This is a genomic window from Amycolatopsis sp. cmx-4-83, from assembly GCF_046548815.1.
GTDB lineage: Bacteria > Actinomycetota > Actinomycetes > Mycobacteriales > Pseudonocardiaceae > Amycolatopsis > Amycolatopsis pretoriensis_A.
Window position 1 is genome coordinate 182,042 of the sequence record NZ_JAEBEF010000019.1, and the last position, 16,998, is coordinate 199,039.

11 protein-coding genes are annotated in these 16,998 nt (G+C 72.3%); 4 read left to right on the top strand and 7 right to left on the bottom strand.

Going from position 1 to position 16,998, the window contains the following annotated elements:
* Positions 1-114 precede the first annotated feature (114 nt).
* The 5 genes from ACLJQM_RS43780 to ACLJQM_RS43800 are packed head-to-tail and all read right to left on the bottom strand — an operon-like array spanning position 115 to position 9,039.
* Positions 115-4,848 (bottom strand): DEAD/DEAH box helicase, encoded by a 4,734-nt coding sequence (locus ACLJQM_RS43780; protein ID WP_410636151.1) that lies wholly within the window; start codon positions 4,846-4,848, stop codon positions 115-117.
* The gene (locus tag ACLJQM_RS43785; protein ID WP_410636139.1) at positions 4,829-5,629 is read right to left on the bottom strand and encodes a DeoR/GlpR family DNA-binding transcription regulator; all 801 of its coding nucleotides are present in this window, start codon (positions 5,627-5,629) and stop codon (positions 4,829-4,831) included. The genes ACLJQM_RS43780 and ACLJQM_RS43785 overlap by 20 nt, the downstream gene beginning before the upstream one ends.
* A complete protein-coding gene (locus ACLJQM_RS43790) occupies positions 5,601-6,878 on the bottom strand; it encodes an MFS transporter (protein ID WP_410636140.1) in 1,278 nt (425 codons plus the stop codon). The genes ACLJQM_RS43785 and ACLJQM_RS43790 overlap by 29 nt, the downstream gene beginning before the upstream one ends.
* Positions 6,875-7,903: a 4-hydroxythreonine-4-phosphate dehydrogenase PdxA gene (pdxA, locus tag ACLJQM_RS43795; protein ID WP_410636141.1), complete on the bottom strand. Its 1,029-nt coding sequence runs from the start codon at positions 7,901-7,903 to the stop codon at positions 6,875-6,877. The genes ACLJQM_RS43790 and pdxA overlap by 4 nt, the downstream gene beginning before the upstream one ends.
* Complete coding sequence (locus tag ACLJQM_RS43800) at positions 7,900-9,039, bottom strand: four-carbon acid sugar kinase family protein (RefSeq protein WP_410636142.1); 1,140 nt, start codon at positions 9,037-9,039, stop codon at positions 7,900-7,902. The genes pdxA and ACLJQM_RS43800 overlap by 4 nt, the downstream gene beginning before the upstream one ends.
* A 182-nt stretch (positions 9,040-9,221) precedes the next feature.
* On the opposite strand from ACLJQM_RS43800, the gene ACLJQM_RS43805 reads away from it, so the two are divergent.
* The 4 genes from ACLJQM_RS43805 to ACLJQM_RS43820 all read left to right on the top strand — a co-directional run bounded on the left by ACLJQM_RS43805 (position 9,222) and on the right by ACLJQM_RS43820 (position 13,397).
* Positions 9,222-11,075 carry an Hsp70 family protein gene (locus ACLJQM_RS43805; RefSeq protein ID WP_410636152.1) on the top strand — a complete coding sequence of 618 codons (1,854 nt, stop codon included), beginning with the start codon at positions 9,222-9,224 and terminating at the stop codon, positions 11,073-11,075.
* A 163-nt stretch (positions 11,076-11,238) separates the two neighbouring features.
* A complete protein-coding gene (locus ACLJQM_RS43810) occupies positions 11,239-11,433 on the top strand; it encodes a DUF3046 domain-containing protein (RefSeq protein ID WP_247012294.1) in 195 nt (64 codons plus the stop codon).
* Positions 11,434-11,672: 239 nt separating this feature from the next.
* A complete protein-coding gene (gene recA / locus ACLJQM_RS43815) occupies positions 11,673-12,719 on the top strand; it encodes a recombinase RecA (RefSeq protein ID WP_247012292.1) in 1,047 nt (348 codons plus the stop codon).
* A 132-nt stretch (positions 12,720-12,851) separates the two neighbouring features.
* On the top strand, positions 12,852-13,397 hold the full coding sequence (locus ACLJQM_RS43820) for a regulatory protein RecX (RefSeq protein ID WP_247012290.1): 546 nt from the start codon (positions 12,852-12,854) through the stop codon (positions 13,395-13,397).
* Here ACLJQM_RS43820 and ACLJQM_RS43825 read toward each other — a convergent pair.
* On the bottom strand, positions 13,387-14,652 hold the full coding sequence (locus tag ACLJQM_RS43825; RefSeq protein WP_360766532.1) for an MFS transporter: 1,266 nt from the start codon (positions 14,650-14,652) through the stop codon (positions 13,387-13,389). The genes ACLJQM_RS43820 and ACLJQM_RS43825 overlap by 11 nt on opposite strands.
* Before the next feature lie 19 nt (positions 14,653-14,671).
* Positions 14,672-16,828 (bottom strand): PEP/pyruvate-binding domain-containing protein, encoded by a 2,157-nt coding sequence (locus ACLJQM_RS43830; RefSeq protein WP_410636143.1) that lies wholly within the window; start codon positions 16,826-16,828, stop codon positions 14,672-14,674.
* Positions 16,829-16,998 lie beyond the last annotated feature (170 nt).

The following is a 16,998-nucleotide window of genomic DNA, read 5'->3' on the forward strand; positions in this document are numbered from 1 at the left end:
CTTCGTGCGTGTCGGACTGGCAGCTTAGGGCAGCCCGCACCGAGGTCGCCGGGCAATCGGCAACCCGGCGGGCCCGGGCGCGCGGGCCACCCGCGGGCGGGCGCCGATCCCGGGTCAGGCTCGCAGGCGCAAGCCCGACGGCGTCGCCCGGAAACCCGCCTCCCGCAGCACTTCCGCCAGCTCCGAGGTCAGGGCTTGCTCGCCGTCCGCGCGCTGGACGGCCAGCTGGCCCAGCCAGCCCTCGCGGACCGCGGCCGACAGCGCTTGGGCCGCGTCCGACAACGGTCGGCGTTCCTCCGTGAAACTCAGCAGTGATCGGCCTCCTCGCTCGACGTACAGGGCCGGGACCCCGTCCACCAGGACCGCCAGCGCGCCGGCCTTGCGCGCGGGGCGGTGTTTCGTGTCGCCCGTCGCCGCCGGCCAGGGGAGGGCGGCGCCGTAGGGCTGGGCCGGGTCCGCCGCGGCCAGGACCACCGCGCGGCCCGGGGCCGGCCGGCCCGGGCCGGACAGGGCGCGCAAGCGGTCCACCGCGCCCTTCGCCGCGAACTGGGCCGCGCCGAGGCCCTCCACGACGTAGCCGCGGATCACCTGGCCGGTGTCCTCCATGCCGCGCAGGACCTTGTAGATGCCCGAGAACCCGCCGGTGACGCGTTCGGTGTCGAGCGCGCCGCGGGTCAGGACGCCGTGGCGTTCCAGGAACGCTTCCGTGCGGGCGTGGGCCCGCCGGGTCGCGTCGGTTTCGCGGGGCGGGGTCAGCGCCCACCGGCCCGCCACGGTCGGCGGCCCGGACCGCGACGGCATCTGCGGCCGGCCGGCCCGCAACCGCGCGTACCGGCCGCGGGGCGCCTGGCGCCGGGCCTTGTGCGCGCCGTGCCCGGCGACCTGGGCCCGCAGCGGGCCGAGCGTGTCGCCGGTGACGAGCCCCGCCCACACCAGGTCCCACAGCGCCGCCACGACTTCGGCGTCGCCCGGTGCCTTCTCCACCAGCACGGTCGCGCGGTCCACCAGCTGCCGGAAGAACAGCGCGCCACCCTCCAAAGTGGACACGATGGCGTCGTGCAGCGGCCCGGTCGGGATGTCCTCGACGACCTCGGGCAGCAGCAGGTCGGCGACGTCCGTGGGAGCGAGGGCGATCCAGCCGTCCCCGCCGGACAGCGCGCCGCAGCCCGCCCACGTGACTTCGCCCGCCGTCGTCAGCTCGTCCAGCAGCGCGGGGGAGTAGCCCGGCAGCCGCCCGGGCAGGATCAGCGACTCCACCGCGCTCGCCGGCAGCGGCGCCCCGGCGAGCTGCTCGACCACCGAAAGCACGTCGTCCGCCGTCGGCGCCGCCCGGACGCGCCCGCCGAACCCGTGCCACGCCGGCAGGAACCGGCCCAGCGCCGCCGGTTCGACCGGCTCGACCTCGGCTCGCAGCTTCGCCAGGGACGCTCGTCGCAGCCGCCGCAGGACCGCCGAATCGCAGTACTCGACCCCTGCCCCGTGGGTGTCCGGATGCCCGACGGGACTCAGCTCGCCGCGCACCAGCCGGCCTTCGCCGGTCATCCGGTCGAGGACGCCGGTGACGACGGCCAGGCCGAGCCCGAACCGCTGGGCCACCGCCGCCGCGGCGAACGGCCCGCGACCGCGGGCGTAGCGCGAGAGGAGGTCGCCGAGCGGGTCCGCGACGGGTTCGGTGAACGCCTCGGGCACGCCCACCGGCAGCGCGGTGCCCAGCGCGTCCCGCACCTTGCCGGAGTCTTCGATGGCCAGGAACCGTTCCGTGCCGCCGATCCGCACCCGGATCGCGCGGCGCGCCGCTTCGAGCTCGGTGAGCCACTCGGCCTGGATCCCGCGTTCGGCGGCCTCCTCGACGGTCAGGTCGCCGAGGAACCGCAACAGGTCCGCGGCGTCTTCGGCCGAGCGCGCGTGCCGGTCGGGTTCGAGCCGCTGCAGCGACCGCTCCACCTCGCGCACGGCTTCCGGGTCGAGCAGTTCGCGGATCGCCTCGGTGCCCAGGAGTTCGGCCAGCAGCGCCGAATCCAGCGACAGCGCCGCCGCCCGCCGCTCGGCCAGCGGCGCGTCCGTCTCGTACAGGAACATCCCGACGTAGCCGAAGAGCAGGCTGCGCGCGAACGGCGACGCGGCCGGCGTCTCGACCTCCACCAGCCGGACCTTGCGGGCCCGGACGTCGGCCATCAGCTCGCGCAGCCCGCTCACGTCGTAGACGTCCTGCAGGACTTCCCGCATCGCCTCCAGGACGACCGGGAACCGCTCGTACTTCGCCGCCACCGAAAGCAGCTGCGACGCGCGTTGCCGTTGCTGCCACAGGGGAGTGCGGCGCCGCGGGTCCCGGCGCGGCAGCAGCAGCGACCGCGCCGCGCACTCCCGGAAGCGCGCGGCGAACACCGCCGAGCCGCCGACCTCCGCGACGATCAGCTGCTCGACCTCCTCGGGATCGAGCAGGATGTCGTCCGCGCCGATCGTGACGTCGCCGCCCTCGGCGTCGAGCGCGTCCGGCAGCCGCAGCACGATGCCGTCGTCGGAGTGCGCCACCTGCGCGTCCACCCCGCGGTTTTCCCGCAACCGCGCGGCGATGGCCAGCGCCCACGGCGCGTTCACCTGCGCGCCGAACGGCGAGTGCAGGATGATCCGCCAGTCGCCCAGCTCGTCGCGGTAGCGCTCCAGCAGGAGCGTCCGGTCGTTCGGCACGTGGCGGGTCGCGGACTTCTGCTCGGTCAGGTAGGCGAGCAGGTTGTCCGACGCCCGCTGGTCGAGCCCCGCCGCGGCGGCCCGCTCCCTGGCCTTCTTGTCGTCCGACGTGGACAGTTCGCGGACGAACTTCCCCAGCGCCCGGCCGAGTTCCAGCGGGCGGCCCGGCGCGTCGCCCTTCCAGAACGGCATCCGCGCCGGCTCGCCGGGCGCGGGCACCACGATGACCCGGTCGTGCGTGATGTCGGTGATCCGCCACGACGACGTGCCGAGCAGGATGGTGTCGCCGACGCGCGACTCGTACACCATCTCCTCGTCGAACTCGCCGACGCGCGAACCGGGCTTGTCGTCCGCGCCCGGCGTCATCACGGTGAAGAGGCCGCGGTCCGGAATCGTGCCGCCGGAGGTCACGGCCAGCCGCTGCGAGCCCGGCCGCCCGCGCAGCTCACCGCTGATCCGGTCCCACGTGATGCGGGCCCGCAGCTCGCCGAACTCCTCGCTCGGGTACCGGCCGGCGAGCATGTCGAGCACCGCGTGCAGCGCGTCGTCCGGCAGCGACGCGAACGGCGCCGCCCGCCGCACCAGCGACGCCAGGTCCGCCACCGTCCACGGCTCCAGCGCCACCATGGCCACGATGTGCTGCGCGAGGACGTCGAGCGGGTTGCGCGGGTAGCGCACGGCTTCGATGGCGCCGCTCGCCATCCGCTCCGCGACCACCGCGCACGAGACGAGGTCGCCGCGGAACTTCGGGAACATCACCCCCGAGGACACCGCGCCGACCTGGTGCCCGGCCCGGCCGACGCGCTGCAGCCCGGACGCCACCGTCGGCGGCGCCTCGATCTGCACCACGAGGTCGACCGCGCCCATGTCGATGCCCAGCTCCAGCGACGACGTCGCCACCACGCAGGGCAGCCGCCCGGACTTGAGGTCTTCCTCGACGTGCGTGCGCTGCTCCCGTGACATCGACCCGTGGTGCGCCCGGGCGATCACCGCCGGCGCGCCGATGCTGACGCCGGACTGCCCGACGGCTTCGGCCGGGAAGGCGTCGGCGGGCGTGAGCTCCGTCTGCTCGGCGGCCAGTTCGTTGAGCCGGGCCGTCATCCGCTCGGTGAGCCGGCGCGAGTTGGCGAAGACGATGGTCGAGCGGTGCTCCCGGATCAGGTGCAGCACCCGTTCCTCGACGGCCGGCCAGATCGACGGCCGCTGCACGGGGTTGCCGGCGATCTCCTCCAGCGTGCCCAGCCCACCGGGCGCAGTGACAACTGGGGCTTCACCCCGGGCCGGGGGCTTCGCCACCCGGACCCCCGAACTGAGGTCGGAGTCGCCGGGCGGGAACGCCTCGGTCAGCGACTCGAGCGACTCCAGCGCGTCGAGCGGGCTCGGTGCCGGGCCGCTGCGCGGCGCGTCGAGGTTGCTCATGTCCTCGACCGGGACCTCGACGCGGACCTCGATGGTCTTCGCCAGCTTCGGCTGGACCACCCGCACGGGACGGCCGCCGGCCAGGAACGCGCTCACCTCGTCGACCGGGCGGACGGTCGCCGAGAGCCCGATCCGCTGGGCCGGCTTCGGCAGCAACGAGTCCAGCCGCTCCAGCGAAAGCGCGAGGTGCGCGCCGCGCTTGCCGCCGGCGACCGCGTGCACCTCGTCGACGATCACGGTCTCGACGCCGCGCAGCGACTCCCGCGCCGACGACGTGAGGATGAGGAACAGCGACTCCGGCGTGGTCACCAGGACGTCTGGCGGGGTCTTGTTAAAGGAGCGGCGCTCGGCCGCCGTGGTGTCGCCGGTGCGCATCCCCACTTCGATCTCGGGCACCGGCAGCCCGAGCCGCCGGGTGGCCTGGGAGATGCCGGCCAGGGGCGCGCGCAGGTTCCGCTGCACGTCGACGGCCAGGGCCTTCAGCGGGGAGACGTAGAGGATCCGGCAGCGCTTGGTGGCCTCCGCCGGCGGCGGCTCCACCGAGAGCCGGTCGAGCGCCCAGAGGAACGCCGAGAGCGTCTTGCCGGAGCCGGTCGGCGCGACGACGAGGGCGTGCTCGCCCGCGTGCGCCGCCCGCCAGGCCCCCTCCTGCGCCGCGGTGGGCGCGGCGAAGGCCCCCGCGAACCAGTCGCGGGTCGCGGGGGAGAAGAGGTCGAGCACGTCAGTGGCCACGTCGTCCATGATGCGCGGCACCACCGACAGTTTCCGATCCTCCGGCGAGGATCACGCTGTCGGCGAACTGCGGGAACGCGACGTCGACCGCCGGGCCGTCGGTGATCAGCCGGTAGTCGCGGTCCAGCGGAGCCCAGTACGAAAAAGGGGCCTGGTCCAGCTTGGAGTGGTCGGCCAGCACGTACGCCTTGCCCCCGGCGTGGAGCATCGCGTGCTTGACCACCGACTGTTCCAGTGACGGGCAGCACAGCCCCCGGCCCTCGACCACGCCGTCCGCACCCAGGAACACCCGATCGGGTGAGATGTGCCGCAGCTGTGCCAGCACGCTCTCGCCCAGGATCGCTTCGTCGGGGTGCCGCAGCCGGCCGCCGAGGACGATGAGGTCGATCCCGGCGAACCCGGCCAGCTCGCGGATGGCGTCGACGCCGTTGGTGACCACCGTCAGCCCGTCGCGGTGCGCGAGGTGCCGGGCGAGCCTGCCGGTGGTGGTGCCGGCGTCGAGCAGCACGACCTCGCCGTCCTCGACCAGCGAGGCGGCTTCGCGGGCGATGGTCTCCTTCGCCGCCGCGTGCTCCTGGTCCTTTTCCCGCGGACTGCGTTCGGTGTCGAGCGCGCCGCCGTAGGTGCGGACGACGTGCCCGGCCCCGGCGAGCGAGGCGAGGTCGCGGCGGATCGTCGACTCGGAGACGCCGAACTCCTCGGCGAGCTCCGCGATGCCGCCGGAGCCGTCGCGGACGGCTTCGAGCAGCATCGCGCGCCGGTCACGGGTTCCTGGTCGCGGCTGGGACATGCGCCGAGTCTTCCACGACGGCCGGTTTCAGCCCGAAGAACGCCAGGCCGGCGGCCACGGCGAGGAACGCGGCCAGCACCACGAACCCGGTGGTCGCGCTGCCGGTGACGTCGGTGAGCCAGCCGACCAGGTAGGGCCCGGCGAACCCGCCGAGGTTGCCGAGCGCGTTGATCAGGCCCATCGCCACGGCGACCACTTCGATGCCGAGGATCCGGCTGGGGATCGCCCAGAACGGCCCGTACGGCATGTACACGCCGGTCGCGACGACGCAGAGCAGGACCAGCTGCACGGCCGCGGGCCAGTGCACGAGGTTGCCGAGCAGGAGCCCGGCGATGGCGACGAGCAGCGGCACGGTGACCGCGAGCCGCCGGTTGCCGGTCCGGTCGGACCAGTGCGCGCACGCGACCATCCCGGCCAGCGCGAGGACGTACGGCACGGCCGACAGGAACCCGACCGCGGTGGCCGAGCCGCCGGTCATCGTCTTCACCACCGACGGCAGCCAGAGCGAAAAGCCGTAGAAGCCGGTGATCCAGAAGAAGTAGACGCCGATCAGCAGCAGCACCTGGCGGTTCGCCAGCGCCTGCCGGTAGCCCTGCTTCGCGAACGCGGGCTTCGCGTCTTCTTCGGCCTTCAACGTGCTTTCGAGGTACTCGCGCTCTTCGGCGGAGATCCAGCGGGCCCCGGCCGGCCGGTCGGCCACCGCGAACCACCAGACGACCGCCCACAGCAGCGGCGGCAGGCCCTGGAGCACGAACACCCAGCGCCACGAAATGTGGTCGAGCATCAGCCCGGACAGCGGCGACATGACGATCGCCGAGATCGGCAGGCACGTCATCCACAGCGCGTTCGCCCTGGCCCGTTCCGCTTGCGGGAACCACGACGCCAGCAGGATCAGCACCGCGGGCCACACGCCGCCTTCGAACAGCCCCAGCAGCAGCCGCGCCAGGTGCAGCTGCGTTTCGTTCCGCACCAGCCCGCACAGCACCGCCGCGACCGCCCACGCGACCATCAGGATCAGCACCGTCTTGCGGGCGCTCCACTTCACCGCCAGCACGGCCGCCGGGATCTGCAGCACGAGGTAGCCGAGGAAGAAGATGCCGCTCGCCAGCCCCTTCGCGCTCGCGGACAACGGGAAGTCGTCGCCGATGTAGGGCAGGATCACCGCGACGTTCGTGCGGTCGAGGTAGGCCAGCATGTACATGACCACCGCGACCGGGATGACGTACGCCCAGCGCTTGCGGGGGATCACCGGACGCCCGGTGGGTAGATCGCGGGCAGCTTCCGCGCGTACGGCGCCAGTGTCGCCGCGGCCTTGAACGCGGCGACCATCGTGCGGTGCGACGCCCGGCCGGTGCCGGCGATGTCGAACGCCGTGCCGTGGTCGACCGACGTGCGCAGGATCGGCAGGCCGACCGTCACCGAGACCGTGCCGTCGAAGTCGTACGTCTTCGACGCGATGTGCCCCTGGTCGTGGTAGAGCGAGAGCACGCCGTCGAAGCGGCCCTGGATCCCTTGGTGGAACACGGAATCCGCCGGGATCGGGCCGACCACGTCGAGCCCCGCGGCGCGCGCGGCGGCCACCGCGGGCGCGATCGCGACGATCTCCTCGTCGCCGAACTTGCCGTTCTCGCCGCCGTGCGGGTTCAGCGCGGCCACGGCGAGTCTCGGTTTCTCGGTGCCGAACACCTCGAGCGCGGTGTACGCCTCGCGGATCGCGTGCTCGATGTTCTCCCGCGTGATCCGGTTGATCGCTTCGCGCAGCGAAAGGTGCCGGGTGGCGAAGAAGATCTTCAGCCCCGACACCCAGAACATGGTGTTGTACCGGGTCGAGCCGGTCAGCTCGCCGAGCATCTCGGTGTGCCCGAGGTGCTGGGAGCCGGCCGCCCAGATCGCCTCCTTGTTGATCGGCGCGGTCACGACCGCGTCGACCTCGCCGGCCAGCGCGAGCCGGGTGGCCACTTCGATCGCGCCGACGGCGGCGGCGCCCGCGGTCGCGTTGACCTCGCCCCACGGCAGGTCTTCGGTGACCACGCCGAGGTTGAGGACGTCGATCACGCCGGTGGTGAAGCGCGCGTCGGCGACCGTGGCGATCGGGTTGACCTCCAGGTGCAGGCCGAGGTGGCGGACCAGGCGTTCCAGCACGATCGCGTCGCCGACCGCGACCCCGCGCGCCAGCTGCAGGGACTCGGGCTCGGCGAGGGTCTTGAGGGTGATCTCCGGGCCGATGCCCACGGGGTCGCCGAGGGTGACGGCGAGGAGGGGGAGGTCGCTCACGGGTTCTTCCTTCCGGTGGCCAGCACGTGGTTCAGGTGTTCCGGGCAGGGGACGGCGGCGTCCCGGCCGCCGATCGACCCGCCCTTGGTGGCGAAGGGCAGCCCGGCGTGCGGACCGCCGGAGAGCCGCCCGGCGACCGCCGGCGGCAGGACTTCGGTGTCGATCTCGAAGCCTTCGGCCCCGGGGGACTTCGTGACCTCGACGGCGATGTCGCCGCCGGAGGCGTAGAGCCCGCCGATCCGGTGCGCGCCTGGCACCGGCCGGGCCGCTTCGCCGAGCGCCGGCGGGATCCGCGCCGCGACCGCCGGGTCGGCCCTCGTGCCCGTGGCGGGCGCGCGCGTGCGGATGCCGGCGACCCGGTGCCCGGCTGCCAGTAGCTGTCCGGCCGCCGCCGCGACGGCCGGTGGATCGGGCCGGCCCGCCTCGACGTCGACGTACCGCGCGTCCGGCACCAGCTCGGTTTCCAGCAGCTGGTCGTGGGTCTGGCCGGTGATGCTGCCGACCACCGCGAGCACCGGCGAGACGGTGCCTTGGCCCGGCGCGAGGCCCAGCGCTGCGGCCAGCCGGACGCCGAAGGGCCCGGAGTCGACGGAGATCCACTTCGTGCCCTCGGCCGCCAGCCGGGCCGCGGCCTTGGCGACGGTGGTGAGGTGCCGGTTCGTCGTGGCGTCGCAGACGAGCCCGGCGGGGCACCGCAGGGCCGCTTCGACCGCGTCCACGCCCTCTTCGACGACGTCCAGCGGCAATTCGGCGAGTTCGCGGCGGGTCGGCCCGAGGAGGGTGCGGACGCGCGAGGACGCGACCGGCGCCAGGGGGTCGCGCGCGGCGGGGCTTTCGGCTTCGGTCTCCACGCCGACGTTGCCGCTCAGCGTCGTGTCCGCGCGTTTCACCGTCAGCTCGACCGGCCCGGCGAGCTCGATCGCGCGGCGGACCGCCCGCTCGGCGTGTGACGGCGAAGCGTGCCGGGTACCCAGGTTCACCACCAGCGCGTCGATCCCGCTGTCCGGGCGGAAGCAGGGCGCGTCCGGCTCCAGCGGCGCGTTGACCGAAACCGCGCGCAGTCCGAAGCGGGCGTAGAGCCCTCCGGACGCGTTGCTGCCCGTGAGGTCGTCCCCGAGGACGAGCAGCTGGGGCATCGCAACGCTCCTTTGCGCGGTTCGTGCAACTCGGTTGACCGAACTGCGCAACTATCGTGCCTCGTGATCCACCTCTCCGTCAAGCGGCGGGGGACTTTCGCGGGTCCGCACGTGCGGTGACCGCGCACGTGGCAGCATCACGGCGAACGCCGCCAAGGCGGGTTTTCGTGAAGGGAAGTGCAGTGCGGATCCTGTCGGTGGACCTCGGGACGTCCAACACCGTCGCTGTGCTTTCGGCGCACGGCATGCCGCCCCGGGTCGTCGAGGTGGACGGCTCGGCCAACATGCCGTCGGCGGTCTTCGCCACCGAAGAGGGCACGATCATGGTCGGCCGCGACGCCGAGCGCCGCGCCCGCCTCGACCCGACGCGCTTCGAGCCGAACCCCAAGCGCCGCATCGACGAACAGACCCTGCTGCTCGGCACCGACGTCGTCCCGGTGACCGACGCGCTGGCCGCGATCCTGCGCCGCGTGCTCGAAGAAACCACCCGCCAGCTCGGTGGCGAGCAGCCCGACGAGGTCCGGCTGACCCACCCCGCGCAGTGGGGCCAGACCCGCCGCAACGTCCTGATGTCCGCCGCCCGGCTCGCCGGGATGGGCCAGAACATCCTGCTGGTGCCCGAGCCCGTCGCCGCGGCGGCGCACTTCGCGTCGTTCCCCGGCAAGTCGCTCGCGCCCGGGCAGGCCCTCGCGGTCTACGACCTCGGCGCGGGCACCTTCGACGTCGCCGTCGTCGGCGCCACGCAGAACGGCTTCACCGTGCTCGCCGAGGACGGCCTGCCCGACCTCGGCGGCCTCGACGTCGACCAGGCGCTGATGGTGCACGTCGGGCGCGAGGTCTCGCACTCGGACCCGCAGCGCTGGCAGCGGCTGCTGCGGCCCGAGTCCACCGGCGACCGGCGCACCCGGCGCGCGCTGCAGGAAGACGTGAAGGCGGCCAAGGAGGCGCTGTCGCGGCACCCGCAGACCGAGGTGCCGATGCCCGAGCCGTTCAAGGACGTCCTCGTCACGCGCGGTGAGCTGGAGGGCCTGGTCCGGCCGGCGATGCTGCGCAGCGTCGAGCTGCTGTCGCGGACGCTGCGCTCGTCGGGGCTGAGCCCGGACCGGCTGGCCGGCATCTACCTCGTCGGCGGGTCGAGCCGGCTGCCGCTGGTCGGGGCCATGATCGCGGAGAAGCTCGGCGTCGTGCCGGGCAGCCTGGACCAGCCGGAGACGGCGGTGGCGCTCGGTGCCCAGCACGTCGCCCGCGACGGCATGGGCGCGCGGACGCAGAACGTCGAAGGCGCGGTGGCGGCCGGCGCCGGGCCGCACCGCCCGCAGTACGCACCGCCGCCTCCGCCGCAGCAACAGCAGTTCCCGGGGTACGCGAACTTCCCGCCCAGCGGGCCGCAGCCGATGCCGTCGAACTTCCCCGCGTACTCGCCCGCCGCGGCCACCGAGCAGGCCGAGCCGAAGTCCGGCGGCAAGAAGAAGCTGCTCATCGGGATCGCGGCCGCGGTCGTCGTGGTGCTCGCCGCGGGGCTGACCTTCTTCCTGACGTCGTCGTCTTCGGTGCCGACTTACACCGCGGACCAGTGCAGGACGCCGGGTCAGGCGGACGACAAGGGCCTCACCGGCTGCCTGCGCCAGCTCGCCGGGAAGATCGCCGACACCGGCGACTGCAAGGCGGGCATGGGCAACGGCCCGGCGGCGCCGGCGAAGAGCCTCGGCGTGGCCTCGACCTGCTCCGCGCCCGGCCGCGCGGGCACGCAGGTGACCTACGTCCAGGGCGACAGCGCCGACACGCTCAAGGAGTACACCGACGGCCTGCTCACCTCCGCGGGCGGCGACCGCACCGAGGCCGACTGGGGCGGCAACGGGCTCAAGGGCCACTACTCGTCCGCGGCGGGCAAGACGTCGGCGGTGCTCGTGTTCACGGTATCGGACCGGCCGCTGGTGGGCTTCATCTACCAGCTGAATTCGAACGACCAGGCGGCGGCGACCACACCGGACACGCTGGCCAACTACTTCGAGGCGAGCGTCCAGCCGGGGGAGTAGCCGGCGGCCCGCGATGTCATGAACGAGTCGTTCACCTCGCCCGACGCGGTGAAAGGGTCGTTCATGACGTCCGGACGCGGGTCCGGCGCCACTCGCGGTGGCCGGGCGGGGCGGGTGGCGGGCGCGAACGGACCGTTCGTGCCGCCGGGTTAGAGTGGCTTCGATGCGCATCACGGTTTTCCGGCGGCTGATGGCCGAGGAGTTCGGCCCCGGACGGGCCCAGGTACTGGCCAGGGACCACGTCATCAGCGGGCTCGGCGGGCGCACCGTCGACCAGGCGCTGACCGCGGGAATCCCGGCGAAAGAGGTCTGGCGAGAGGTCTGCGACGCCTTCGATGTCCCCTTCGAACGGCGCTGACCTGCGCGGATCCGCCCGGGTCCGGACCCGGGCGGGCGAAAACCCTAGCGCAAGGGTGTGTCGCTGCCGACCTCGAACACGTGTTCGTCTATCGTGTTGTCCACATCGGGTCCAGCGATCCACAGATTGGGCGCCGCGCCTGGAATTGTCGGTCCCCGCCGCTAGCGTCGGACCGGACAGTTGAAGAACCGACACAGAGCCCTCGAGACGGGGGGCTTCGACCAGCGAGGTGGACTTCCATGCCTGCAGCACCCGACAAGGACAAGGCGCTCGAGCTCGCGCTCGCGCAGATCGACAAGCAGTACGGCAAGGGCTCGGTCATGCGGCTCGGCCAGGACGGCCGCGCGCCCGTCTCCGTGATCCCGACCGGTGCGATCGCCCTCGACGTCGCGCTCGGCATCGGCGGGCTGCCCCGCGGCCGCGTGGTCGAGATCTACGGCCCGGAGTCCTCCGGTAAGACGACGGTCGCACTGCACGCGGTGGCCAACGCGCAGCGCGCCGGCGGCATCGCGGCGTTCATCGACGCGGAGCACGCGCTGGACCCCGAGTACGCCAAGAAGCTCGGCGTCGACACCGACGCGCTGCTCGTCTCGCAGCCGGACACCGGTGAGCAGGCGCTCGAGATCGCGGACATGCTGATCCGCTCCGGCGCGCTCGACATCCTGGTCATCGACTCCGTGGCCGCGCTCGTGCCGCGCGCCGAGATCGAGGGCGAGATGGGTGACTCGCACGTCGGTCTCCAGGCCCGCCTGATGAGCCAGGCGCTGCGCAAGATGACCGGTGCGATGAACAACTCCGGCACCACCGCGATCTTCATCAACCAGCTGCGCGAGAAGATCGGCGTCATGTTCGGCTCCCCGGAGACCACGACCGGTGGTAAGGCGCTGAAGTTCTACGCGTCGGTCCGGCTCGACGTGCGCCGCATCGAGACGCTCAAGGACGGCGGCGAGCCGGTCGGCAACCGCACCCGCGTCAAGGTCGTGAAGAACAAGATGGCCCCGCCCTTCAAGCAGGCCGAGTTCGACATCCTGTACGGCCACGGCGTCTCCCGCGAGGGTTCGCTCATCGACATGGGTGTCGACCAGGCGATCCTGCGCAAGTCCGGCGCCTGGTACACCTACGAGGGCGACCAGCTCGGCCAGGGCAAGGAGAACGCGCGGAAGTTCCTGCGCGACAACCCGGACATCGCCAACGAGATCGAGAAGCGCATCAAGGAGAAGCTGGGCATCGGCGCACAGGTCGACGCCGAGGCCGTCGAAGCTGTTCCGGCGCCGGTCGACTTCTGATCGAAGGAGTTCCAGGGTTTCGGGATCGGGCGAAGTGTGCTCGCGGAAGGCACTCGCCCCCTGGACCCCCGGCGTGGGCGCGTTGTGTGGTGACGCCTGGTTTTGGCTTGTGAAGAACGAGGAGTGAGCTGAGTGGCGAGGGCGCCGAAGGTTCCCCCGGCGGAGCTGCCTCCCGAGGAGCGCTACAAGAAGGCCAAGGAGATCTGTTACGACCTCCTGGCCGTGCGTGCGCGGACTCAGGAGGAGCTCCGGCAGGCTTTGCGCCGCAAGGGGTTCGACGAGGAGACCAGCGAGACCCTGCTCGGCAAGCTCGACCGGGCGGGGTTGGTGAACGACGCCGAGTTCGCGGAGCTGTGGGTCAAGTCCCGGCACGAGACCCAGGGCCTGTCCCGCACCGCGCTGATGGCCGAGTTGCGGCGCAAGGGCGTCGACGACGAGGTCGCGGCGCAGGCGGCGGGCGAGGTCGACCGCGAGTCCGAGGAGCAGATGGCCAGGGAACTGGTCCGCAAGCGCCTCGGCTCGCTGGGCAACGTCGACGAACAGACGGCGTTGCGGCGGCTGCTCGGCTTCCTGGCCCGCAAGGGCTACCCGCAGGGGCTGGCGTACAGCGTCATCAAGGAGGAACTCCGCGAGTACGGCGCGGAGTCCACCCTCCTCGACGACGCCTTCATCGACTGACGGTTTCGGGCGCCGGTGCGCGGACCACCGGCACCCGGCGGTCGGAGCGGTGCTTGCGGACCGCGAGCAAAAGCAGTGCGAGCAGCCCCATCGCGGCGCACGTGACCACGGCCGTCAGCAGCAGGAACTCGTTCAGCTGCCCGGCCGCCAGGTACGCGCCCAGTGCCACCGCCACCAGCGCGCACACCGCGCGGTCCACAATGGACTCCATGGACAGCAGGGTCGCGCGGTAGCGGGAGTCCGGGATGGAGTCGTTCAGCAGCTGCTTCTGCACCGGGAACGCGATGCCGGTCGCCACCGCGAAGACGCACAGCAGCACCACCGCCGGGAAGGGCCCCGCCCAGACCAGCAGGCCGAGGCACGACGCCATCACGATCGTCAGCGTGAACACCGAGCCAACCGGGCCGATCGCGCGGCGGAGGCGGTGGGGGCGGGCCGCGCCGAGTGCTTCGAAGACCGTCATCGCGGCCAGGACGGCGCCGTACCAGTTCACCGAGAGCGACTTCGACTCCAGGATCGGCTGGAACAGGTTCACCTGGCAGATCCGGACGAGGGTGAACATCGCGATGCCCTGCACCATCAGCAAAGCCAGCCACCGGGACGACCGCAGCGCGGCCACCGCGCCGCCGACGCCCGACAGCAGCGACGCCGTCTTGCCGGAGGTACGACGGCCGCCGGGAATCGGCGGGAGCTTGCAGGCGAACGCCAGCGCCACGGCCGCGTTGATCGCCGTCAGCCAGTACGGGGAAGGGAGGTTCCACGTCATCAGCAGGCCGATCACCGGCCAGTACACGATCTTGCCGACCAGGCTGTACGCGCGGCCGACACCCTCGACGCGGAGGTAGTGCTCTCCTTCGCCGTGGGCGTGCAGGTACTCGTACAGGTACGCGCTTTGCGCGCCGGACACGAGCGAGCGGGCCAGGGCGATCAGGATGAAGTGCAGCAGGAACCCGGGGTACGAGCCCAGGAACACCGGCACCAGGTTCGCCACCACCAGCACGCCGGCGCCCGCCGTCAGCGAGGTGCGGTAGTCGAAGCGGTCGGCGATCAGGCCCGTCGGGATCTCCAGCAGGCAGAACACGACGTAGTAGATGCTCTGGATGCCGAAGATCTCGCTGTCGGAGAGGCCGACGAGCTTCTGGTACTGGTAGAAGATCGGCACCCACAGCAGCAGGCCGAAGAAGAACTGGAACCCGTAGGTCAGCCGGACGGCGCGCTGGACGGCCGGTTTCGCGGGCAGGCGAAAGCCCAGCATGGTGGTGTCTCCTGGAGGATCAAACGGAATAGGGACGCAGCTGCACGATGTGGATGTGGTCGCGGTCGGCGAGCCACTCGACGTCCACCGGCGAATCGAACGTGTAGTCGGGCGAGAAGTGGCCCTGCAGAAGGCGACCGGCGACGGCGAGCCGTTGCAGCTGCGCGTGGGCGGCTTCGTCGAGGTCCTCGGGCGCGTCGCCCAGCGACACCGTGCGGCCGCCGCCCTCGACCGTCGAATACAGGTACTGCATCGGCAGGACCGAGCCCTCGACGACGTCGGTGACCCGGGGCGACACGTTGACGTAGACCGTGCGGAAGTCCGCGCGGTTCATCGGGTTCGTCGTCACCAGCACGCCGCCGAAGTCGGCCGTGACCTGCTCCTGGATCACGACACCCATGTAGCAGTCGTCGAGGGAGATCCCGGCCTGGCGGCGCAGGCGGACGCTGCGCACCGACACCAGCGACGCCCAGACCTCCTTGACGCTGGCGAAGATCCGCTCGGTGGTGGTGACGTGGTTGAGCGACTCGTAGATCCCGGCGGCCGAGAACCCGGCGAGGTCTTCGGCGTTCGACGAACTGCGCACGACGAACGCGCGCACGCCGGCCAGCTGGGACACCAGCGCGGAGTCGATCTCGCCGGCCAGCGCGCCGGGCATGCGGGCCGACCGGATCAGCGTCTGCAGCTCGACGCACAGCGGCTCGATCTCCCGCGCGTCCAGCTCCAGGGCCATCTTCAGCTTGCCGATGGCCTGCTGGATCCGCGGCGACGACTCCAGGAACCGCCGCTGCAGCGAGAACGGCAGGGCGATCCCGCGGGGGACGCGCACGCGCTCGTCGAGCAGCCGGCGGGCCGCGACGGTCAGGTCGGCGACCGCGGGGCTGGTGGCGGAGTCGGCACCCGCGAACCGATCCGGCGCCGCGGGCTGGTCGGCACCCGCGAACCGGTCCTCAGCCGCGAACCGGCCCGGCGCCGCGGGCTGGTCGGCACCCGCGAACCGGTCCTCAACCGCGAACCGCCCCGGAGCCGCGGGCTCGGCGCGGTGGTCGGACGCCGTCGGGCCGGTGGGGACGTCCAGCAGGCGGGCCAGGTACGGCAGCAGGTTCTCCCTCGGCGGGCGCGGCACCTGGTAGAAGCCGAGCAGCCGCTGGGAGCCGCGTGCCAGCACGTGGTGCAGCTCGCCGAGGTTGGCCGCCTTGGTGCCGTAGCGGTGGCGGTCGGCCGCGCGCAGGCGGGCCAGGTTCACGATCGGGCTGTGGTCGGCCTCCGGCTGCTCCAGCGTGACGCGCTGGGCGTACCAGCTCGGCGGCGTCGCGGCGGGCGGCTCGGGGATCTCGCGCAGGGAGAGCGCCTGGGTGTCCACCGTGTACTCGACCCACTTGCCGTCGAGGCCGCGGCGCTCGATCTCGGCGAGGGCGCCGAGCTGGACCGCGTTCGGGATCTGCCAGCCGGTCGCCAGCACGTTGGTGTGCGACAGCGGCGTCGTGTGGCGGGCGTTGATGATGCCCGACAGCCGCGGGACGTCGTCGGGGACGCGGTCCATCACGATGATGTCCGTCCAGTCCAGCGTCGCCGCCCGGTACTCGGCCTCGGAGCGGAACGCGCGCAGCCGGCCGGTGGCCGTGCCGGGGTTCAGCGCCACGAACGGCGCCGTCGAGAACAGCTCGTGCGCGAAGACGCGGGGCAGCTCGGCCGCCGGGATCTCCCGGACGAGCCGTTCCTGCAGCTGGTTGGCCGGCTTGAACACCAGCGGCAGCGCCGGGTCGACGTGCTCGGCGACGAAGGCGTGGAACTCGCGGATCATCGCGGACGGCATCGTGTCGACCTCGACCGTCTCCAGCGAAAGCATCTGCGGGTGCCGGGCCAGAATGCCGAGCAGGAACCGGCGATCCGGCCCGTGGTAGAAAGCCTGGTTGTAGGAGTCGATCTCCGCGCGCACCCGTTCCCCGGGGACGCCGAGGATCTCTTCGCCGATATAGATCGCGTGAAAGGAATGCCGCGCGTCGTTCAGGAAGTGGATCACCGACTTTTCCCGATCCACCACGACCTTCACGAAGGAATAGCCGCCGAGGGTGCCGCCCAGCTGGTGGAGGGCGGACAGCGAAAGGCGTTCGCCGACCAGCGCGGCGACGTTCTCGGGGGCAGGACTGGGGGCGACCACATCGGTCAGGGACACCGGATCTCCTCGCTCGAAACAGCGAGGGTGAACGATAACAGGCCGGTAAATCACCCACCGGCGACGGGAATGCGCCATTCAGCGGAATTCATGACCGCCGCCACACCCGCTCGGAGCACCGTTCCAGAGTGCTGGAACGGTGCTCCCGGAATGCGGACGCGCATTCCGCC